Here is a 19,652-nt window from a genome sequence, read left to right as displayed (position 1 = left end):
TCGTACCTCGCAATGACGAAATGCACTAAACCCAATCAATTCCCTTTTTCAAAAGATTGAGCGTATTCTCTTCTTCGGTATTGGGCAAGGGCTGCGCATTATATTTCCATTTTGCTGTTGGTGGCAGGCTCATTAAAATACTTTCGATACGGCCATTGGTTTCCAAACCGAATTTGGTGCCAGAGTCATAAACCAAATTAAATTCAGCATATCTGCTGCGACGTAAATATTGCCATTCCTTATTGAAATCATCGTATTCCTTATCCTTGTTACGATCTATCAACTCGGCATAAACAGGCACAAAGGCGTTCCCAACAGCCAAAGAGAAATCCAGTATTTGATCGTAGCTTAAATCGGTATTTTCAGGCTTTAATCTATCATAAAAAATACCGCCTACCCCCCGGGTTTCATTGCGATGTTTGATAAAAAAATAATCGTCTGCCAGTTTTTTGAAACGCGGGTAAAAGTCTGCTTTAAATTGATCACAGGCTTGCTTCAAGTGATAGTGAAAAAACCTCACATCCGTTGGAATAACGTAATGGGGTGTTAAATCAATTCCGCCACCAAACCAACGGGTTTGTTCATCCATTTCAAAGTAACGGATGTTCATGTGTATAATAGGCACAAAAGGGTTTTCGGGATGGATAACGATGGAAACTCCCGTTGCAAAAAATTCATCGTTATCAACTTTAAAGGATTTCTGCACTGCTTCGGGCAGTTTGCCATACACCGCAGAGAAGTTAACCCCGCCCTTTTCAATTACCTTTCCGTGCTGCATTACCCGGGTACGGCCGCCGCCGCCGCCCTCACGTTGCCATAATTCTTCCTCAAACTTTGCCTCACCGTCAGCAATCTCTAAACCTTTGCAAATGCTATCCTGTATTTGCTTGTAAGCTTCCGCCACCTTATCCTTAAACATAACGCTCTCCATTGTATATCCAAATTTAGGCTTATTGTAACGCTATCTGAAACCAAATGTGATATAGTACATTAGATTGACATTTTGGGCATGAATAGCTGGTTATGAGTTGTGGGCTACGGGTGTGGGCCGTTTATCATTTTGAAAGTAGATCCTTCGTTGCACTCTGGATGACAAAAGCCATTATCAAATCAGCTTATCATCAAATCATCTCATTACCCATCATCATATTCATCAATGCTCCACGTAGTCCAGGTCCTTGCTGAAGGTTTCCTTCAACTGGCTTAATGCAATCATTGATATTATGATACAAATGGCACCTACCACCATCGCTCCCTGCAATATTCCCAGTTTATCTTTAAAAAACTGGAAGCCTGTGGTAATTGCAATAAGCGAGCCCCTAATGAAGTTAGGCACCGTGGTAGTTACCGTAGCTCTTAAATTGGTTCCAAACTGCTCGGCAGCAATGGTTACAAAAGTGGCCCAATAGCCCGAGGCAAAACCCAGTAAAAGGCTTAACCAAATAAATCGTTCGGGTGTTATTCCAAAAGAATATAAATACACTGCCACCGCGATAACAGTTAAAATCAAGAAAATAAACATTACTTGCTTTCGCGATTTAAGTAATTGTGATAGGAAGCCCGCCACAACATCGCCCACCGAAATACCGATATAGCAATACATAATGCCTTTGCCAGCATTTAAAACATCTGTAGCGTTTAAGGCTTTGCCAAATTCTGGAGAAAATGTAACCAGTACACCAACTACATACCACAGCGGCAGGCCTATTAAAATACAGCACAGATATTTTTTAAATCTGGGCCAGTTGTTAAAGAGCATGAAAAAATTGCCTCTTTGCACTTCGTCCCGTGCTGTAGTTTCCTTGAACATTCCCGATTCGACCAGGCCAATACGTAGTGTTAGCAGCAATAAGCCCATACCGCCACCAATAAAATAGCTGGTTTGCCAGGTGTAATGATCACTAATAAGGGCAGCCACAACTGCTCCCATTAAGCCTACGCAAGCAACTATCATGGTGCCGTAGCCCCTATTTTTTTTGCTCATGGTTTCGGCCACCAGGGTAATCCCGGCTCCCAGCTCCCCAGCAAGTCCAACTCCTGCAATAAAACGAACAATGGTGTAAGCACCTACAGTAGTTACAAAACCGTTGGCAATGTTGGCTAACGAGTAAGTAATGATAGAACCAAAAAGCACGCTTAAACGGCCCCGCTTATCTCCTAGTACGCCCCAAATAATCCCGCCTACTAACATCCCAAACATTTGGCTGTTGATAATCGTTGCGCCTACGCTGAGCATATCGCTATCGGCAACGCCAAGGTCTTTTAAGCTTTTTACACGTACTACCGAAAATAAAATTAAATCGTAGATATCTACAAAGTAACCCAGAGAGGCCACCAGAATAATCAAAGCAATGTTCTTGCTTTTTGTTGCTTGGTTCATTTAATAGTTTAGTTTGATAAAGTGAAACTACAGCATTGGCAGGAAAAAAACAAGTGGAATAAGCTGGCAATTGGCAAAGCTATAACCATGGCAATCTTCAAAAAATCGGTATCATTCAGAGGGAAAGCCATTATACATTTACTGTCATCCTTGGCTGCGCCCAGGATGACAGCGCTCAAAAAATCGTGGGTTTAGGTTGCCGAGGACGGAAAAAGCTGAGAAGTGCTCATGAACCAAACAGCTCATGTGAATGAAAGCAAATCCTAGCGTTCAAAAAAACTACTTAAACCAGCCTTTTCTCCAAAAAAAGATGATTTGAACCACGGCAATGAACGCCATCACCAACAAGGTGTACTGGTAGCCGTTTTCCTGATAAAGTTCGGGCATATTGCCTGGCATAATTTTTCCAGTAACAGGATCTTGTTTGGCAAAGTTCATTCCATAGATCCCTGCAATAAAGGTTAAGGGAATAAAAACAGAGGAAATAATGGTCAACACCTTCATGATTTCGTTCATCCGGTTGCTGATGATTGACAAGTACATATCGATGTTGGTAGAGGCAATTTCTTTCATGCTTTCCAACATATCCATGAGCTGTATGCAATGGTCATAGGCATCCTTAATAAACATTTTGGTCTGATCGCTGATCAAATCGCTTTCCGTACGCAAAATATCATTCATTTTATCACGTTCAGGCCAAATCACTCTTCTCAGGGAGATCAGATTACGCTTAACCAATTGCGTTTCGTACATCACTTTACGGTCTGGGCGGGCCAATAGCTCATCTTCTATAGTGTCCATGTCCTCGCTCCACTTGCTCAAAATAGAGAAGTAGGAATCAACAATCATGTCCATTAAGGCATACATCAAATAGCCCGTTCCGCTGATGCGGATATTCCCCTTCCCTTCCTTTAAACGCTTGCGAACGGCATCCAAGCAATCTTCATAACTCTCCTGAAAGGTATATAGCACGTTTTTGGTTTGAATGAAGGAAACCTGTTCATTTTCCAAACCTCCATCTTCCGCAATGCCCAACATCCTGCTGATTGCAAAATTGTACCCATCATATTCCTCAAATTTGGGGCGGTGATAGGTCCTTGTGATATCTTCCAGCACCAGTTTATGGATTTTTAGGTCATCGCTAAAAACGTTAAATAGTTCTACCGAATTAAGCCCTCTAATATCAACCCAATAAAAGGTATCCTGGTTAGCCGTTTTTTCCCTTATATTTTTAAGGTTAGCGAGCTCAACCACCTCAAATTCTTCGGCATTGAAACTATAAAGATGAATTTTGGGCTTTAACGAATTGGCGTCTATATATACAAAACCAGGCGTTGTTCCAGGCTCTGGCAGCACATAATGCTTTTTCTTCTGCTTAAAACGTATAGGTTTCGCCATTGGGTTTCAATTAAAAATAGTTTTTAGCTTGCGGGCCCTGGTTAAACAACAGATCAACAATGCTCAGGTTAGGAATAAATTCATTCCTGTCGCTAAACACCTGAAAATACGGCTTTGTTTGCACTTTTGGCACTTCCTTTTTGCCCATCGTATTACGATAATCTACGGGCACCTCGAGTTCGAAGCTTTCCGTAAACTTTAAATCCGCCGGCATTTTGAGCTGTTTAAGCAACCACGAAAAAAGCGCTACATTAAAATCAAACAGAAAATCATATTTCTTTTCGTAAAACGAAGCCAGGCCATCTTCATAAAACTCAAAATAAGCCGAGCTCCTATAACAGGTTTGAAGGCTCAACCAATGCAAGCGTTGCCACCTTGTTTCATCGCTAATTTTCACGTCTTTATAAACCGTATGGATTTTGGAGCCTTTCACTACGGGCACTGCCAAGTCCAGCGTACCGTTTGGCGAGGCAATAGACGCCCTATTTCTGTAAGTCTGTTTAGGAAAATGTTCAAATTTCTCTAAAACAAACTCGAAATTATTTTCCTTTAAGCGTGTAAAATAACTAACTGGCGGTAGATAAAATAATGGAAATATAGCTAGATTTTGCATTTGATACTTTAAGTTTGCAATTCAAGTGGCCAAATTAATGATTAAAAAAGGTTTTTTGCGCATGGCGATATTTTTTTTGCGACTCATTTCGTTCCTACCGCTGTGGTTGCTGTTTGGCCTATCCAATATCCTGTACTATCTCATTTACTATCTGGTTAAATACCGAAGGCAGGTTGTGCGTAAAAACCTGACCAACTCCTTTCCCGATAAAGAGCTGCCAGAGATTATTGCCATCGAAAAGCGTTTTTACCGTTACTTCGCAGATTTGATTGTAGAGTTTATAAAAATGAGCTCCATGAGCAAAGCCGAAGTTCTGAAACATGTAAAAATGAAGAATTTTGAGCAGGTAGAGGCCTATTTCCAGCAAGGAGAAAGCGCATTGGCCTGTTCTGGGCACTATGGCAATTGGGAATTGGGCATGTTGGCTGCAGGATTAAAATTCTCGGCAGCCCCTCATGTGATTTACAAGCCCATCAACAACAAGGTTTTTGAAGATTGGTTCAATGCCGTAAGAACCAAATTTGGGAACGTTTTTATCCCCATGAAACAAACCTTAAGAGAAGTAGTGGCCACCAAGCACAAACCTACATTGTTTTGCTTTGCAAGCGACCAAAGTCCAATGCTGATTGATGTACAGCATATCATCCCGTTTATGCACCAGCCCACAGCGGTACTTTTAGGTTTGGAAAAAATAGCCAAGCAAACCAACCGGCCCGTTTTTTACTTCGATGTCCGACGATTTGCTAGAGGCTATTACGAGATTGAATGCGTGCCCCTTTGCTTAAACCCAAAAGCCACCGAAGAATATGAGATTACGAAACTCTTTTTTAAAAACCTCACCCAATCTATTTACAAAGCGCCCGAATACTGGTTATGGAGCCATAACAGATGGAAAAGAAATGGCTAAATAATTTGATACACAATACCAAATCACTCACAAAATGGAACCAAGCGTAGCTGTTGTTATATTGAACTGGAACGGAAAATCTTTTTTAGAAAGGTTTTTGCCCAGTGTTGTTCAAAGCAATTATGGCAATTTGCAAATCATTGTGGCCGATAATGCCTCTACCGATGATTCTATTTCATTTATAGCCTCAAATTATCCAGGAGTTAGGGTTATTGTTAATGATGAAAATTATGGCTTTGCCGAAGGTTACAACAGAGCCTTGACCAAAGTTGATGCTGATTATTTCGTATTGCTCAATTCAGACGTGGAAGTTCCCGAAAACTGGATTAAGCCCGTAATAGAGCTGATGCAAAGCGATCAAAAAATAGCAATAGCACAACCAAAAATCAAATGGCAGCAACACAAACAAGCCTTTGAATATGCGGGGGCCGCAGGCGGTTTTATCGACAGCTACGGTTTTACTTTTTGCCGTGGACGCATCTTCGATCGTTTAGAGGAAGATTACGGACAATACAATAGCAACCTCCCTATCTTTTGGGCATCAGGAGCAGCTTTTTTCATTAAAAGCAAAGCATGGAAAGAAGTAGGCGGCTTAGATCCTGATTTGTTTGCCCACATGGAGGAGATAGATCTGTGCTGGCGCTTAAAAAACATAGGCTACGAGGTGGTTTGCTGCACCGCCGCCGAAGTTTACCATGTTGGTGGCGGCACTTTGGATGCTGGCAGTCCGTTCAAAAGCTATCTTAATTTCCGGAACAACCTGATTATTATGCAGAAAAACCTCCCTTTTGGAGAGGCTACATACAAAATATTTATTCGCCTTTGGCTGGATTTGGCCGCCTGCATCCAATTTATGCTAAAAGGTCAGTTTGCCTTTGCTTTTTCTATCAATAAGGCGCATTTTCAATTTTTCAAACAGATTTTCAGAACCTCCGAAAAGCGCAGCAAATTACAACTACCATTGAATCAGCATCAAGGAGTTTTAAACGGAAGCATTGTTTGGCGATATTTTGTGAAGAAAATCGGGAAGTTTAGTGATATTTCGTTTTAACGACTTTAGGCATCTAAGAACATTTTAGCCCCTCAATACGATTAGATAAGTTAAAGTGCCTAAGGTGTTTATCTTTTTCGTGCTTAAACATCTATTTTAAAAAACTTTCCAAAGCCAGCCGATAGCCATTTAAACCAAAACCTGTAAGTACACCCTTGCAATTCTTTCCTGTTAACGACACATGCCTATACTCCTCTCTGGCGTAAATATTGGATACATGTACTTCAACCACTGGGGTCTTTATTGCCGCTATAGCATCTGCAATGGCCACAGAGGTATGGGTGTAGCCACCAGCATTCAAAATAATTCCATCATAGCTAAAACCTACCTCATGCAGTTTATTAATCAGTTCCCCCTCTACATTACTTTGATAATAATCAATATCGATAATGCTGTACTGCGTTTTAAGCTGTTCAATATAGCTATCAATGCTTTCAGTGCCATAAATACTGGGTTCGCGTAAGCCAAGTAAATTCAAGTTCGGACCGTTAATAATCTGTATCTTCATGGTGCGGTATTTAAAGTATCGGTTTTTAAAAAAGCAAACGTATTTTTGCTAGGCATTTTGCCTTACGCAATGTTAAAAAAAAGATTCAAATAATGAACATCCAATCTTACCTAAAAGGATTTTCCGTTTACTTAAAATTAGAGCGTTCATTATCTGAAAACTCTATCAACGCCTACCTCAACGACGTTTCCAAGCTTTTCCAATACCTTTCTTTAGCCCAAAAAGAAGCTACACTTAAAACCATTTCGCTTAGGGATTTGCGTGACTTTCTTATTTGGCTAAACGAGCTTGGTACACAAGCCAGCACTCAGGCTCGGGTAATTTCGGGCATCAAATCATTTTTCCTGTATTTAATGGAAGAATCATTGATCGAAAGTGACCCTTCTTCATTACTTGAAACCCCAAAAATATCCAGAAAGCTCCCCGATACGTTGAGCGTACACGAGATTGATCAACTGATTACCGCTATTGATGCTTCAAAACCGGAAGGCATGAGAAACAAAGCCATTATTGAAGTATTGTATAGTTGCGGATTAAGAGTTAGCGAGTTAACAGAACTCAAAATATCCAATATATTTGAAGATACCGAGTTTATCAAAGTTGTTGGCAAAGGCAACAAGGAACGCCTTGTACCCATTGGGGGCATTGCCTTAAAGTTCATCAACATCTACTTAAATGAGGTAAGAGTTCATCAAGCTATCAAGAAAGGAAATGAAGACTATATTTTCCTGAACAGATTTGGCGCTAAGCTTTCCCGAATTTCGATTTTCAATCTAATTAAGTCGTTGGCAGTTGCCGCTGGCATCCATAAAAACATCAGTCCGCATACTTTGCGGCATTCCTTTGCCACTCACTTAATTGAAGGCGGCGCAGATTTAAGGGCCATCCAGGAGATGTTGGGCCATGCCAGTATCACCACTACGGAAATATACACCCATCTGGACAGAGATTACCTGAAAACCGTCATTACCGAATTTCATCCCAGGGCATAAGAAAACCCCATAAATATATCGGCCGCTGCCGCTATACTTATGGGGTTGAAAACTAAGCGAAAAAGCTTAATTAGTTGGCTTCTCAGCTGTTTTATCAATCAAATCCATAAACTGATCCAATTTAGGCGTAATGATAATTTGTGTACGTCTATTTCTAGCTTTTCCGGATACGGTATCGTTACCAGCAATTGGGTTATACTCGCCTCTACCACCAGCAGTTAAACGCTTAGGGTCAACACCGTAATTATTCTGCAAGCTTTGCACTACCGATGATGCCCTTAACGCACTTAAATCCCAGTTATTTCTAATATTGGTCATTTTAATTGGCACATTATCGGTATTACCTTCTACCAACACCTCGTAGTCTTTAAAATCGGTGATGATTTTGGCAATTTTACCTAAAGTAGCGCCTGCTTTATCTGAAATTTCGTAGCTACCAGATTTGTAAAGCATATTATCAGACAACGAGATATACACTACACCTTTAAGCACTTGCACATCTACATCACCCATTTCTTCCCTGCTCAATGAGCGGGTTAGCTTATTGGTAAGGGCCATATTAAGCGAGTCGCTTTTGTTCTTAGCCGCAATAAGCTCTTTGATATATTTATTTGAACTATTGATTTCATCAACCAATTTAGAGATATTAACATTGCCCTGGTTACTAGCGTTTAAGCATTTATTAAGGGCTTCCTGCAATTCCTTGGCGTTTGCGCGCTCACGTGCTATCGCTTCGTCCAAACTTGATATTCTAGTTTTGGCATTGGAAAGTTCCGATTCAGTACCTACCAATTTTTTATTAAGGTCATTGTACTGTTGCTGCACCTGATTGAAATTACCTTGTAGCTCGGCATATTTCTTTTTGCTTACCCCACAAGCTGAAAGTAACGCAACACCTATTAGTAATGATGTTGTTTTGAACGTGTTCATAGTATTTAGTTTAAATGATTAATAAACATAAACACCAACAATAGTTAAGCCAAAAAAGTTTTAACACAGATTTGATAGTGATCATCAATAGGTAAAATAGCGCCGCTATCGTGCTATCTAACCGCCTTCAGCATTCGATCTTTCCCTTGCATATCTTTACGTAAAACGATATCAGAAAAGCCTTTATCCACCAACATTTCAATGGTTTGATGACCTAAATATTCATTGATCTCGAAAAACAGACAGCCGCCCTTATCAAGGTGTAGTTTTGCAAAATCGGCGATGGCTTCATAGAAAACCAAGGGCTTTTCGTTGCTCACAAAAAGGGCAGTATGTGGCTCATGGGCGAGTACATTTTGGTGCATTTCCAGCTTTTCGTCCTCGGTAATATAGGGCGGGTTACTCACGATAATATGGAATTTGGGATAGTCAACATTTAATGGACCAAGGATATTATCAGTAATGAAATCTACTTCCACCGCATTTAAAACCGCATTGTCTTTTGCAGTTTCCAAAGCCTTTTTAGAAATATCCATGGCAAAAACCTTCGCTTGTTGTAAATGTTTTTTCAAGGATATTGCAATACAGCCACTCCCCGTTCCGATATCTAAAATGTTTGCCAACTGCCTGCTTCCTTTATGCTCATTCAGTACCCAATCAACCAATTCCTCCGTTTCTGGCCTAGGTATAAGCACCGATGGATTCACGTTGAACTTAAGCCCATAAAACTCGGTTTCGCCAAGCACATATTGAACTGGTATTCCGCTATTTAACAAAACCAACATCTCGTTAAACTTTAAACAAACATCTGCTTTAATTGGCGTTTGCTTTTCGGCAATATACCTTGCTTTGCCGTAGCCCAACAGATGGTTAACCACCAACAGAAACAGTGATTGGATTTCTTCTGCGTCGTACAGTTTTTGCAGTTTTTGTTGAAAGGTAACAGATAGCTCAGCCAAGTTCATGCTGCAAAAGTAGTTTTATTTCGAACAGGTCAATTGCAAAATAAGTTTATTTTTGTTGCGATGAACCATGAATTTTATATGCAGCGATGTTTAGAGCTTGCCGTAATGGGCATGGGCAGTGTGAGCCCAAACCCAATGGTTGGCTGTGTAATTGTACATGAAAGCCAAATTATTGGCGAAGGCTACCATCAAAAACTTGGCGAAGCCCATGCTGAAGTAAACGCAATTCATGATGTATTTGCCAAGCATGGCGATGATGCTCCCCATCTTTTAAAACAGGCCACAGCTTACGTTACTTTAGAACCTTGTTCGCATTTTGGAAAAACTCCGCCCTGCGCTGATTTATTGATCAGGCATGGAATAAAAAAAGTGGTAATAGGCAACACAGACCCCTTTGAAAGTGTAAACGGCAAGGGGATTGCCAAATTAAGGAATGCCGGTATCGAAGTCGTTACAGATATCCTAAAAGAACAATGCGAGTTTGTTAATCGGCGCTTTTTTACCCGAGTTAAAGAGCAACGCCCCTATTTTATCCTTAAATGGGCGCAAACCGCCGATGGATACTTCGCCCCAGCAAACATTTCGCAACGATGGATTACTGGTGCGGCAGCCAAAACTTTAGCCCATCAATGGCGCAGTGAAGAAGACAGTATCCTGGTTGGCAAAAATACCGTACTGGCTGATAACCCGCAGCTGAACACCAGAGAGGTAAATGGCAAAAACCCTATCCGCATTGTCATAGACAAGAATTTAGACATTCCTTCCGATTTCCATATTTTTAACGATGCCGCCAAAACCATTGTCTTTAACGAGGTTAAAACAACGGTAGTTAACAATATCCATTTTGTTCAGATGGAGGATATGCACTTTTATTTGCCGCAAAAAATTGCCTACCAGCTGTATTTAATGGATATCCAGTCTGTTATTATTGAAGGCGGAGCCCATATATTGCAGCAGTTTATCGTTTCCAATTTATGGGACGAAGCCCGTATATTTACCAGTAAAACAATATGGGGCGAAGGCTTAAAGGCCCCTAAAATTAATGGGGTATTGTTGGCACAATCAATTATTGGCAACGACGAACTAAACCTATATAAACCAAACAAAGTATGAGCTACCTATTCCTAAGTATTCTTTGTAGCGTAACCGTTGGCGTATTGTTTAAGCTGGCCAGGCGTTACCAGATCAATATTACGCAGGCCATTACTTGGAACTATTTTTTCGCCATTATTTTAAGTTTAATTTGCTTCAAGCCAGACTTTAACCAGGCTAACTTAAATAGCTTTCCCAAAGTGTATTGGGCTTTAGGTTTTCTTCTGCCGAGTATCTTTGTGTTCCTGGGCTTATCGGTACGCAGTGCAGGCCTAGCACGAACAGATATCGCCCAGCGTTTATCCCTATTTATCTCCTTAGGTGCAGCGTATTTTCTGTTCAACGAGCGCTTTGATCGCTATAAGGAAGTAGCTATTGTTTTCGGCTTTGCCGCCATTATTTTTACCATGTACCGTAAAAGCGATAGGACTTCTTCCAAAAAGAGTTGGCTGTACCTCCTATTGGTGTTTTTTGGATTTGGCGTGGTAGATGTGCTTTTCAAAATGGTTAGTCAAAACAGCGTTGTACCGTACACTACTTCGCTATTTATCATCTACTGCTTGGCATTTTTACTATCTGCTATTTACCTGATCTATTTAGTTATCAGCAAAAAGACAAAGCTGCAATTGGTAAACTTTTTTTGTGGCTGTATTTTAGGCATTTTCAACTTTGGAAACATCTTATTTTATCTGAACGCACACCGGGAAATGTCAGAAAACCCTTCTACTGTTTTTGCTGCCATGAACATGGGCGTAATTATAGCAGGCAGTTTAATTGGCATTTTTGTGTTTAGGGAAAGATTGAGCAAATGGAACTATATTGGCCTAACACTAGCGCTTGTTTCCATTATATTAATTACCTTATCCAAAATATATGCTGTTTAGCGATACCTACCAAACCATTACCCAAACCAGCGAAGGCATTTTTAGGGATAAGGGCAGCAAGTTTATTGCTTATGCCTACCCCATTAAATCAGAAACAGACGTAAAAGAACTGGTTGCTAAATTAAGGGCCGAACATCCCAAAGCGAGGCACTTTTGCTGGGCTTTAAGGCTTAGTCCCGACAGGAACGTTTTTAAGCTTAACGACGATGGAGAGCCTTCGGGAACCGCCGGCCGTCCCATCTTAAATTCCTTACTTTCTGCCGATGTAACCAATATTTTGGTGGTAGTGGTGAGATATTTCGGCGGCACTTTATTGGGCGTTCCCGGGCTGATTAACGCTTATAAAACCGCTACGGTAGAAGCCCTGAACGCTGCCGAGATTATCACCAAAACCGTTAACGATGTTTATGAGCTGGAATTTGATTATTTGATGATGAATGATGTGATGCGGATCATGAAAGACGAGCAATTGAATATCATCAAACAGAACTTTGACACTTATTGCGCCCTAACTTTTGAAGTTAGAAAAGCCAATCTGAACCAGGTCATTAAAAAACTAGACAAAATAGAAGGGCTAAAAATTGCTTACCTTGGTACGATCTAGTTGTTTGGTTTTTTAGTTGTTTCGATGGAAGAACCGACTAGATACTAGCCACTAGCCCCTAATTCCTAACTACTAAACAATATGGAAAAATTATCAAAAGCCGATCTAATTATCAATCCTGATGGGAGTATTTACCATTTAAACCTATTGCCAGAAGACATTGCTGATACGGTAATTACCGTGGGCGACCCAGACCGTGTTGCCGAAGTAAGCAAGCATTTTGACCGTATAGAGCTTAAAAAAGGCAAAAGGGAATTTATAACCCACACGGGATTTATAGGCAAAAATAGGGTAACCGTTATTTCAACCGGCATTGGTACCGACAATATTGATATTGTTTTCAATGAACTTGATGCCTTAGTGAACATCGATTTTAATGCAAGAACGGTGAACAAAACGCTTAAATCTCTAAACATCATCAGAATTGGCACTTCTGGAGCGGTACAGGCAGATATCCCAATGGGTACAATCCTTGCTTCTTCTTACGGCTTAGGTTTTGATGCTTTGATGCACTACTACGAACAACAGCCCTCTAACGATGAACATGCGTTGCTCAGCCAAATCCACCAACATTTTGATCATATCAAAGGGATCGATCCCTACCTTACCAAGGCGAGCGACCAATTGCTAAAACAGTTCGCCTACGACCTTCCAACGGGCATTACTGCTACCGCTCCTGGCTTTTACGCCCCACAAGGCCGGCAAGTAAGGGCCAGGAACACCGTAAACAATTTTATCGGGCAATTGAACAGTTTTAAAAGTGCCCAACAACGCATTACCAATCTCGAAATGGAAACCGCAGGCATCTATGCGCTGGCAAAAACCTTAGGCCATAAAGCACTATCTATTAATGCTATTTTAGCCAGCCGTGTAAAGTTTGAGTTTAGCAGCAATCCAAACGCCATTGTAGAAAAAGCTATCCAAATGATTTTAGAGAGGATTTAAATCGATAAGTGTCTGGGGTTGTTTAATAACATTATTGGTGATTTGCCTGTAAAACTGATGCTGAAATAAATTCAGCATGGCGGAGCGTTCATTTAACGTCACCCTGACCAGTAGCGAAGCGGAAAGCTTTGCAATAAACCGAGCTTTGGCGAGTTCACCGAAGGTAATTTATTTCAGGGTCAGTCAACATCAAAAATATCATGAAACTATACCACTAAACTTTTATTTCTTTACTTCCACCTTGTAAATGGTGGTTTGCTGATAAAGTTCCTCGGGCTGTAGTACTGTAGTTGGAAATGAAGGAATGTTGATAGAATTGGGTGCATGTTGCGTTTCTACACAAAAAGCATCAAAACTGCCATACGATTTCCCGCCCTTACCGTTTTTAACATCCAGATATTTAGCCGTATAAAAATGTGCTACAGGTTCTGTGGTATAAACAGCAAGCACCAAACCACTATCATCAGCGTGCGTTCTGCTGGCCAGGGTTAAATCGTTGTAGTTTTTATCCAATAAATAAGATTGATCATAACCATTTTCGCTGTCCCAACCTTCTGCAATGCGCTTTCCTGTTCTAAAATCATGCAATGAACCTGCTACAGGCAACAGTTCTCCTGTCACGACGTAATTGTCGTCCTGAGCCAACCACTGCGAAGCGTTCATTTGATGATAATGCGATTGGATGCCCTCACCGTTTTTAGAAAGATTAAAATAGCTGTGATGCGTCAGATTAACCGGAGTGGCTTCGTCGGTATCAGCCTGATAGGCTAAAATCAGTTCATCATTTTCGGTGAGCGTAAACTTCAGCTGTATGGCCAAATCACCCGGGAAACCCTCTTCCCCATCTAAGCTAAAATATTGAAAAGTAACCGATGGATTGATCCCATGGTGTAATTCAATAATGTCCCAAACTTTTTTATCCAATCCTTCCGTACCACCGTGCAAACAATCTGAACCAGCGTTTTGCGCCAATTGATAGCTTATTCCATCCACGGTAAATTCCCCGTTTTTTATCCTATTAGCGTAACGGCCAATAACACTTCCAAAATAAGGATAGTTAGCAAGGTATTCTTCGCTCAGATAGCCTTCAATGTCATCAAACCCTAAAACAATATCCTGCCACTCGCCCTGTGCATTTTTAACCACAAACTGGTTGATAATGGTTCCATAATTGAACAGTTTTACAAAGGTACCTTTGGTATTAGTCAATTCTACCGCAATAACTTCCTTTTGGTTTACAAATGTTCCGGTGTGTATTTGGTTTGCTTTCATTATTCCTATCTTAGACGCTCTTTTTTAAGCATGCAATAATAGCTAAATATGCACATTTCCGTTTAAATGAAAGATCATTATTTCGACAAAAAAGAGAATGATATGTGGAGCCTAAAGAAGAGGTAAGCAGCGAAAGAGACCAATAAATATGAAAAAATTAAAATTAGACGAGCTGAACAGGGTTGATATTGAAGAATTTAAAGCACAGGAAAAACTTCCAGTGGTGATTATGCTTGATAATGTACGCAGTATGCACAACGTAGGTTCTGTTTTTAGAACCGCCGATGGTTTTGCGGTAGAAAAAGTGGTGCTTTGCGGCATTACTGCGCAGCCGCCCCACCGTGAAATAGAAAAAACGGCTTTGGGAGCTACACAGTCGGTAGATTGGGAACACATTGACGACACATTAACGGCCATAGCGAAATATCGCCAATTGGGCTATCAAATCATTGCCATAGAGCAAGCCCAAAACAGTGTAATGCTGCATACCAACAAACCCACTTTAGCCGAAAAATACGTGCTTATTTTTGGCAACGAGGTAAACGGCGTAAGCGATGAAGCCATGCAACAGATAGACAAGTGCATCGAAATACCGCAATTTGGCACCAAACACTCTTTTAATATTGTGATTTCTGCTGGAATTGTGTTGTGGGACTTTTTTGCAAAAATGAAACTATAGGATGGAAAATCAACTTCTTAAGAAACTACAGATCAAACCCGGCTTTAAGGTAAGCGTAATTAATGCCCCAGAAAATGCAGCTGCTATTTTGGGGGATATCCCTCCCAGCATTTCTCTTAATTACGGGATCAGCTCAAAACAAGATGGTTATTTGATATTTGCCATTACCAAGGCCGATATGTTTGCCGCTTTAAATGCCATTGAAAAATCCATTAACGACAAAACGATTACCTGGATTTTTTATCCCAAAGCTAAAACACCACTAGCTGCCGATTTGAATCTTATGCAGTCGTGGGATGATTTGGTGAAATTGAATTTAGCACCTTGCGGTTCAGCCGCTGTAAATGAAATATGGACAGGCATCAGGATTAAAACCGCCGCAAGTCAAAAGAAATCTGGTGTAGGCAATGCCGAAATTGCCCACAACGATTACGGCAAATATATTGATGTGGCCAATAAAACCGTGGCTCTTCCAGCAGATTTACAAGCGGCGTTAGCTAAGCAACCAGAAGCGCTAACCTACTATGAAACACTTGCTTACTCGCATAGAAAAGAATACGTATTATGGGTAATTACGGCAAAGCAGGAAAAAACCAGAACGGATCGTATTCATAAAATGATAGACAAGCTGTTAAGTAAAAAGAAGAACCCCGGTGAAAAGTAGGGAACAAACAAAAGCTTTATGCTGATGTTAAACTTAGATGAACAGATTTCTTTTGTTATATCTGATCACGCTTCTCCTTACTAATTTAACAATGCCGTTACGAGCCCAAAATCGTAGCGATAAACTTTTTACGGTTAGCGGCATTGGCACATCCATGCCTGTTGGTCTGGCTTCGGATGTTTTTGGCCCGAAGATATCTACCACCTTGGGGCTGAATATAGGTGTGGGCAAAAATGGGCTATTTCTTTACCCGAAATTAAGTTTGCATGCACTTTCCTATAGGGGAAAGATTGCTGAACCCGGCTTTACTTATACCGCACAAACTGGCAGGGCTACCACGTACCTGTTAAATCTCGGTTTAGGCTACCGTAAAATCGTCGGAAAATTTGCGTTCTATGGCTTTGCTGGTGGTGGCGGGGGTTACATCCTTACGCCAATGGTAAGGGTTAACGATGCCGCTCAACAAGTAAAAATTAGCAATAAAACTCATTTCATGCCTATGTTGGAAGTTGGTGCTGGTACCGAATTTAACTTGGGAGGATTATCCCTATTTGCCGAAATAGGTTTTATGAACGGCTTTAAGAAAATACAAGATCGGAGTTTTACGACCATGCCTCTCACCTTTGGGATCAAACCAAATTTAAGCAGGTTGTTTAAGTAACGGTTCAAAATAAAATGGAAGATTGATAATACAATCAGTGTAGAGACTGCTTCGTTCCTCGCAGTGACGATACCACGTCCTTCTTTGCGAGGAACGAAGCAATCTCCTAGCTATGAAGCTGTTTTTATTCATTTCAAGCCTTTCAAGAGCTCAGGTTTTTTATGGATAATATACAAGATCGAAGCCCTTAAGTTTATTATGTGTCTATGTGCTTAATTTTAAAAAATATAAACACATAGACACATAGGGATACTAACGTCGCTAAGCTTAAAGTAAACTCTCCTTTAAAAGTGTTGTAAGTTCTTCTACACCTTCTGTGGCGCTTTTGGCTATCTTAATTATATTGTTTAGTCCCGATACAGGAGGAATTTTAGGATCAATGATATACTTTGGAACTTCATGTGGCACGTAATCTATCAATCCTGCAGCTGGATATACCGCAAGAGAAGTCCCGATGAGCACAAAAATATCAGCCTGTGCACATCGTTTAGCGGCTTTTTCAATCATGGGCACAGCCTCGCCAAACCAAACCACATGTGGCCTTAATTGCGAGCCTAGCTCACACAGCTCTCCCATTTTAATTTCGTCGGTTTGCAGCAGATAAATCAAATTAGCCCGTTTAGACGATTGCGCATAGGTGATCAGGCCGTGTAAATGGGTTACCTTGGTTGAGCCTGCCCGCTCGTGCAAATCATCAATGTTTTGGGTAACAATTTCGACATCAAAATACTGCTCTAAATTGGCTATGGCTTTATGGGCAGCATTTGGCTGGGCGGCGTTCACCTGCTTTCTGCGTTCATTATAAAAGCGTTGTACCAACACGGGATCACGTGCCCAGGCCTCGGGCGTGGCAACCTCCATAACATTATAGCCCTCCCATAAACCATCGGCATCACGGAAAGTTTTCAAACCGCTTTCGGCGCTAATGCCTGCACCTGTTAACACAACCAGTTTCCTTTTCATTAAAGGTAAAGCTAGCAAAAAGTTGTAGGAATAAATGAATGAGAAGTAGTATATCCTATGCAGCAGCAAAGTTTGCTGAGAAAAACTCCAAAAGATGCTTGGCTACCGAAGTGCAGGTTTACTCATGGACAAACTAACCCATGAACCAGCAAAAAAGCCCCCTTACATGTTTTGCAAGAGGGCTCTAAATATTTTAATGTATTATTAGGCAATAGCCGAATGTTGTTTTAGAGACGGGAATTTGGCTTTCAATGCCTCGAAACCAACAAACATGATGGCCGAGTAAACCAAGGTGCCGTAAAGGAATTTTAGCTCAAAGGGAATTGCGGCAACCAAACACTCGCCAAAGCCTGCTAAGGTTTTAGGATAGGTATCAAAGCCTAGCCACATGCCAAAATCTGAAACAATCCAGTGAATGATTACCCCTACCAAAGTGGCTATAAATACATTTGCTACGCTTACTTTTTTCACTAAAATTTGCGCCGTCAATACCATTAAGGCAAAGGCAATGTAGGTGTAGTACCAACCTGGATAAAACACATAGCTCTCGCCCATCATTAAAGCTAAGCCTAAATCGCTAAGCAATAACACCAGCATAGGTAAAACATAGCCCGAAAACTTATTTTTAAAATAGCTCCCGCTAAAAATGGCTACAGCACCCAAACCAGAAAAATTGGCAAACAATTTAAAATCCGGCGAAAGCGGGGCAATCATCCTTAAGCCTATCACAAATGCAATAAACAACAATAAAACAACTAAACGGGTATTTGATTTTCTTTCCATTGATCTAATGATTTAACACAAAGGTAATAAAAATACTACTTGGGGAAAACAACATCCTTTACTTGATAGCCTACATTGGCAATTTTCTTTCTCAGTTTCTTGTCAAGGCTATAAATCAACAAATCGCTGGGTAAACTATCTGATGTACTTTTTGCATCAATCACATACAACTCTCCCGTACGAGGGTGTACTTTCCAAGCGGTTAAAAAACCAGCCCCATCATTTTTGGAAGGATAGGCAAATAGCTCTGTTTTTTTGGTGGTAGCGTTAAAGCGATAGATTTCGCCCGTTTCGGTTTCCTGCCAGTAAATAAATTCGTTAATTCCATCGGCGCTGATCATCTCCCCATTTTGGTTCAAAAGGAGTTCAGAAGGTAGATCAATGGTTTCCTGCACTTCCAAATTTTCGTTGAGCCTTACCATTTTGGCATTAGCGCTACTTCCTTTAGAAATACCCATCCATACTTGCTTATTGGACGTTTTCACTATACCAGCAATATTTTCGGGATAGGTAAACAAGGTTTGCAATACACCATCTTTAACGCTCACCAGTTTTTTAAGCACTGGCGTGAGATAGGCATTGTTGTAGGTCTTTATCGGAATCAAAGCGGCAGAAGCTGTTCCGGTCAACAAAGTACCTGCAATGGTTTTAGCCGTAAGATCTACGGCATACAGCCCTCGTCTTGAGCCGGTACCTCCAACGACATACCCCGTTTTTCCATCGGTGGTAGCAAAATAAGTTATTGACCTTACGCTGCTATTACTGATCTCTATATTCGCTAGTTTCAAAGTTTCATCATCAACTACCTGAACATTGGGAGTGCCAGATGAGGTTATATACAGCTGATTGCTATAACGAAAAGCGCTCATGGTATTTAATGGCAGCTTTGTTCCATTATTTTCAAGGGAAAACACATTGGGGGTTAGTTTTTCCTTTTCATCTAAATAAGAAATATCAGCGGCATTGCCATTGGCATTGGTATTGCTCACCAATAAAATACCATCTGCGTATTTACCTACCACTTTAATTTTATAGGTTAAGGTAGTTGTTCCGGCTTTATTGGTTGCCTTAAAAGTTAGCTCGTAGTCACCTCTATCTTGTTTGGTAAAGATGTAACTGCTTTGGGTACCTACTACTTTTCCGTCTTCTAACCACTCGTAAGCAGTAGCGGTACCTGTCATCTGTGGTTTTAGCTCCAAAGGCTCTTGTGCTTTGGCCCTTACCGAAGTGTTGATGTCATCGGCAAAGGAAACCGGATTGATTTTCTCTTTTTTACAGCCAAATACAGTGGCTAATAAAAGTGCCAGCATTAAAAAATAACTGGCACTTGTTTTCATTTGTGTGTGTTGTTTCATTAATGT

The 19,652-nt window shown here is 40.8% G+C and carries 21 protein-coding genes; 10 read left to right on the top strand and 11 right to left on the bottom strand.

Annotated elements, in window-relative coordinates; genetic code table 11:
• Positions 1-25: 25 nt before the first annotated feature.
• From hemF to DUT71_RS03665, 4 genes are all read right to left on the bottom strand, one after another.
• Positions 26-931 carry an oxygen-dependent coproporphyrinogen oxidase gene (gene hemF, locus DUT71_RS03680; RefSeq protein WP_240186842.1) on the bottom strand — a complete coding sequence of 302 codons (906 nt, stop codon included), beginning with the start codon at positions 929-931 and terminating at the stop codon, positions 26-28.
• 222 nt (positions 932-1,153) lie between these two features.
• Complete coding sequence (locus DUT71_RS03675; RefSeq protein WP_113661190.1) at positions 1,154-2,380, bottom strand: MFS transporter; 1,227 nt, start codon at positions 2,378-2,380, stop codon at positions 1,154-1,156.
• 279 nt (positions 2,381-2,659) lie between these two features.
• Entirely contained in the window at positions 2,660-3,778 is a 1,119-nt protein-coding gene (corA, locus tag DUT71_RS03670) for a magnesium/cobalt transporter CorA (protein WP_113661189.1), read from the bottom strand.
• Positions 3,779-3,788: 10 nt separating this feature from the next.
• Positions 3,789-4,391: a WbqC family protein gene (locus DUT71_RS03665; protein WP_113661188.1), complete on the bottom strand. Its 603-nt coding sequence runs from the start codon at positions 4,389-4,391 to the stop codon at positions 3,789-3,791.
• A 61-nt stretch (positions 4,392-4,452) separates the two neighbouring features.
• On the opposite strand from DUT71_RS03665, the gene DUT71_RS03660 reads away from it, so the two are divergent.
• The gene (locus tag DUT71_RS03660) at positions 4,453-5,298 is read left to right on the top strand and encodes a lysophospholipid acyltransferase family protein (RefSeq protein ID WP_240186841.1); all 846 of its coding nucleotides are present in this window, start codon (positions 4,453-4,455) and stop codon (positions 5,296-5,298) included.
• 34 nt (positions 5,299-5,332) lie between these two features.
• The gene (locus DUT71_RS03655) at positions 5,333-6,349 is read left to right on the top strand and encodes a glycosyltransferase family 2 protein (protein ID WP_113661187.1); all 1,017 of its coding nucleotides are present in this window, start codon (positions 5,333-5,335) and stop codon (positions 6,347-6,349) included.
• 91 nt (positions 6,350-6,440) lie between these two features.
• On the opposite strand, the gene aroQ is transcribed toward DUT71_RS03655, so the two are convergent.
• Positions 6,441-6,857, bottom strand: coding sequence for a type II 3-dehydroquinate dehydratase (aroQ, locus tag DUT71_RS03650; protein WP_113661186.1), 417 nt, complete (start codon positions 6,855-6,857; stop codon positions 6,441-6,443).
• A 92-nt stretch (positions 6,858-6,949) separates the two neighbouring features.
• Between aroQ and xerD the strand changes: the two genes are divergently transcribed.
• Positions 6,950-7,849 carry a site-specific tyrosine recombinase XerD gene (gene xerD, locus DUT71_RS03645; RefSeq protein WP_113661185.1) on the top strand — a complete coding sequence of 300 codons (900 nt, stop codon included), beginning with the start codon at positions 6,950-6,952 and terminating at the stop codon, positions 7,847-7,849.
• 66 nt (positions 7,850-7,915) lie between these two features.
• On the opposite strand, the gene DUT71_RS03640 is transcribed toward xerD, so the two are convergent.
• Positions 7,916-8,779: an OmpA family protein gene (locus tag DUT71_RS03640; protein WP_113661184.1), complete on the bottom strand. Its 864-nt coding sequence runs from the start codon at positions 8,777-8,779 to the stop codon at positions 7,916-7,918.
• Positions 8,780-8,892: 113 nt separating this feature from the next.
• The gene (gene prmC, locus DUT71_RS03635; RefSeq protein WP_113661183.1) at positions 8,893-9,744 is read right to left on the bottom strand and encodes a peptide chain release factor N(5)-glutamine methyltransferase; all 852 of its coding nucleotides are present in this window, start codon (positions 9,742-9,744) and stop codon (positions 8,893-8,895) included.
• A 60-nt stretch (positions 9,745-9,804) separates the two neighbouring features.
• On the opposite strand from prmC, the gene ribD reads away from it, so the two are divergent.
• The 4 genes from ribD to DUT71_RS03615 all read left to right on the top strand — a co-directional run bounded on the left by ribD (position 9,805) and on the right by DUT71_RS03615 (position 13,269).
• Positions 9,805-10,857 (top strand): bifunctional diaminohydroxyphosphoribosylaminopyrimidine deaminase/5-amino-6-(5-phosphoribosylamino)uracil reductase RibD, encoded by a 1,053-nt coding sequence (ribD, locus tag DUT71_RS03630; RefSeq protein ID WP_113661182.1) that lies wholly within the window; start codon positions 9,805-9,807, stop codon positions 10,855-10,857.
• A complete protein-coding gene (locus DUT71_RS03625) occupies positions 10,854-11,720 on the top strand; it encodes a DMT family transporter (protein WP_113661181.1) in 867 nt (288 codons plus the stop codon). The genes ribD and DUT71_RS03625 overlap by 4 nt, the downstream gene beginning before the upstream one ends.
• Positions 11,710-12,324, top strand: a complete 615-nt coding sequence (locus DUT71_RS03620) for an IMPACT family protein (RefSeq protein ID WP_113661180.1) — start codon at positions 11,710-11,712, stop codon at positions 12,322-12,324. The genes DUT71_RS03625 and DUT71_RS03620 overlap by 11 nt, the downstream gene beginning before the upstream one ends.
• An 81-nt stretch (positions 12,325-12,405) precedes the next feature.
• The gene (locus DUT71_RS03615; RefSeq protein WP_113661179.1) at positions 12,406-13,269 is read left to right on the top strand and encodes a nucleoside phosphorylase; all 864 of its coding nucleotides are present in this window, start codon (positions 12,406-12,408) and stop codon (positions 13,267-13,269) included.
• Between the two features lie 222 nt (positions 13,270-13,491).
• Here the strand turns inward: DUT71_RS03615 and DUT71_RS03610 are convergent, their stop codons facing one another.
• Complete coding sequence (locus DUT71_RS03610) at positions 13,492-14,541, bottom strand: aldose epimerase family protein (RefSeq protein ID WP_113661178.1); 1,050 nt, start codon at positions 14,539-14,541, stop codon at positions 13,492-13,494.
• A 148-nt stretch (positions 14,542-14,689) separates the two neighbouring features.
• Here DUT71_RS03610 and DUT71_RS03605 point away from each other — a divergent pair, with 148 nt between their 5' ends.
• From DUT71_RS03605 to DUT71_RS03595, 3 genes are read left to right on the top strand one after another with little or no spacing between them, the layout of a single operon-like run.
• Entirely contained in the window at positions 14,690-15,220 is a 531-nt protein-coding gene (locus DUT71_RS03605; RefSeq protein ID WP_113661177.1) for an RNA methyltransferase, read from the top strand.
• Between the two features lies 1 nt (position 15,221).
• Complete coding sequence (locus DUT71_RS03600) at positions 15,222-15,884, top strand: YdeI/OmpD-associated family protein (protein WP_113661176.1); 663 nt, start codon at positions 15,222-15,224, stop codon at positions 15,882-15,884.
• A 37-nt stretch (positions 15,885-15,921) separates the two neighbouring features.
• Positions 15,922-16,545, top strand: a complete 624-nt coding sequence (locus DUT71_RS03595; protein WP_162795933.1) for a hypothetical protein — start codon at positions 15,922-15,924, stop codon at positions 16,543-16,545.
• Positions 16,546-16,812: 267 nt separating this feature from the next.
• Here the strand turns inward: DUT71_RS03595 and DUT71_RS03590 are convergent, their stop codons facing one another.
• From DUT71_RS03590 to DUT71_RS03580, 3 genes are all read right to left on the bottom strand, one after another.
• Entirely contained in the window at positions 16,813-17,508 is a 696-nt protein-coding gene (locus tag DUT71_RS03590; protein ID WP_113661174.1) for an SIR2 family NAD-dependent protein deacylase, read from the bottom strand.
• Between the two features lie 204 nt (positions 17,509-17,712).
• The gene (locus DUT71_RS03585; protein ID WP_113661173.1) at positions 17,713-18,291 is read right to left on the bottom strand and encodes a DUF6580 family putative transport protein; all 579 of its coding nucleotides are present in this window, start codon (positions 18,289-18,291) and stop codon (positions 17,713-17,715) included.
• A 35-nt stretch (positions 18,292-18,326) separates the two neighbouring features.
• Positions 18,327-19,646, bottom strand: coding sequence for a DUF5074 domain-containing protein (locus DUT71_RS03580; RefSeq protein ID WP_113661172.1), 1,320 nt, complete (start codon positions 19,644-19,646; stop codon positions 18,327-18,329).
• Between the last annotated feature and the right edge of the window lie 6 nt (positions 19,647-19,652).

Origin of the sequence: Pedobacter nanyangensis (assembly GCF_003313505.1) — a bacterium.
Taxonomy (GTDB): Bacteria; Bacteroidota; Bacteroidia; order Sphingobacteriales; family Sphingobacteriaceae; genus Pedobacter; species Pedobacter nanyangensis.
Note: the sequence above shows the minus strand (reverse complement) of the source record. Positions and strands in the feature narration are given on the sequence as shown.

Excerpts from the sequence above, each read along its gene's own strand:
- DUT71_RS03610 (WP_113661178.1), bottom strand. The coding sequence starts at position 14,541 with ATGAAAGCAAACCAAATACACACCGGAACATTTGTAAACCAAAAGGAA.
- DUT71_RS03625 (WP_113661181.1), top strand. The coding sequence starts at position 10,854 with ATGAGCTACCTATTCCTAAGTATTCTTTGTAGCGTAACCGTTGGCGTA.
- DUT71_RS03585 (WP_113661173.1), bottom strand. The coding sequence starts at position 18,291 with ATGGAAAGAAAATCAAATACCCGTTTAGTTGTTTTATTGTTGTTTATT.
- DUT71_RS03605 (WP_113661177.1), top strand. The coding sequence starts at position 14,690 with ATGAAAAAATTAAAATTAGACGAGCTGAACAGGGTTGATATTGAAGAA.
- ribD (WP_113661182.1), top strand. The coding sequence starts at position 9,805 with ATGAACCATGAATTTTATATGCAGCGATGTTTAGAGCTTGCCGTAATG.
- DUT71_RS03675 (WP_113661190.1), bottom strand. The coding sequence starts at position 2,380 with ATGAACCAAGCAACAAAAAGCAAGAACATTGCTTTGATTATTCTGGTG.
- prmC (WP_113661183.1), bottom strand. The coding sequence starts at position 9,744 with ATGAACTTGGCTGAGCTATCTGTTACCTTTCAACAAAAACTGCAAAAA.
- DUT71_RS03665 (WP_113661188.1), bottom strand. The coding sequence starts at position 4,391 with ATGCAAAATCTAGCTATATTTCCATTATTTTATCTACCGCCAGTTAGT.
- DUT71_RS03580 (WP_113661172.1), bottom strand. The coding sequence starts at position 19,646 with ATGAAACAACACACACAAATGAAAACAAGTGCCAGTTATTTTTTAATG.
- DUT71_RS03655 (WP_113661187.1), top strand. The coding sequence starts at position 5,333 with ATGGAACCAAGCGTAGCTGTTGTTATATTGAACTGGAACGGAAAATCT.
- DUT71_RS03620 (WP_113661180.1), top strand. The coding sequence starts at position 11,710 with ATGCTGTTTAGCGATACCTACCAAACCATTACCCAAACCAGCGAAGGC.
- hemF (WP_240186842.1), bottom strand. The coding sequence starts at position 931 with ATGGAGAGCGTTATGTTTAAGGATAAGGTGGCGGAAGCTTACAAGCAA.
- DUT71_RS03615 (WP_113661179.1), top strand. The coding sequence starts at position 12,406 with ATGGAAAAATTATCAAAAGCCGATCTAATTATCAATCCTGATGGGAGT.
- DUT71_RS03600 (WP_113661176.1), top strand. The coding sequence starts at position 15,222 with ATGGAAAATCAACTTCTTAAGAAACTACAGATCAAACCCGGCTTTAAG.
- DUT71_RS03640 (WP_113661184.1), bottom strand. The coding sequence starts at position 8,779 with ATGAACACGTTCAAAACAACATCATTACTAATAGGTGTTGCGTTACTT.
- aroQ (WP_113661186.1), bottom strand. The coding sequence starts at position 6,857 with ATGAAGATACAGATTATTAACGGTCCGAACTTGAATTTACTTGGCTTA.
- xerD (WP_113661185.1), top strand. The coding sequence starts at position 6,950 with ATGAACATCCAATCTTACCTAAAAGGATTTTCCGTTTACTTAAAATTA.
- corA (WP_113661189.1), bottom strand. The coding sequence starts at position 3,778 with ATGGCGAAACCTATACGTTTTAAGCAGAAGAAAAAGCATTATGTGCTG.
- DUT71_RS03595 (WP_162795933.1), top strand. The coding sequence starts at position 15,922 with ATGAACAGATTTCTTTTGTTATATCTGATCACGCTTCTCCTTACTAAT.
- DUT71_RS03590 (WP_113661174.1), bottom strand. The coding sequence starts at position 17,508 with ATGAAAAGGAAACTGGTTGTGTTAACAGGTGCAGGCATTAGCGCCGAA.
- DUT71_RS03660 (WP_240186841.1), top strand. The coding sequence starts at position 4,453 with ATGGCGATATTTTTTTTGCGACTCATTTCGTTCCTACCGCTGTGGTTG.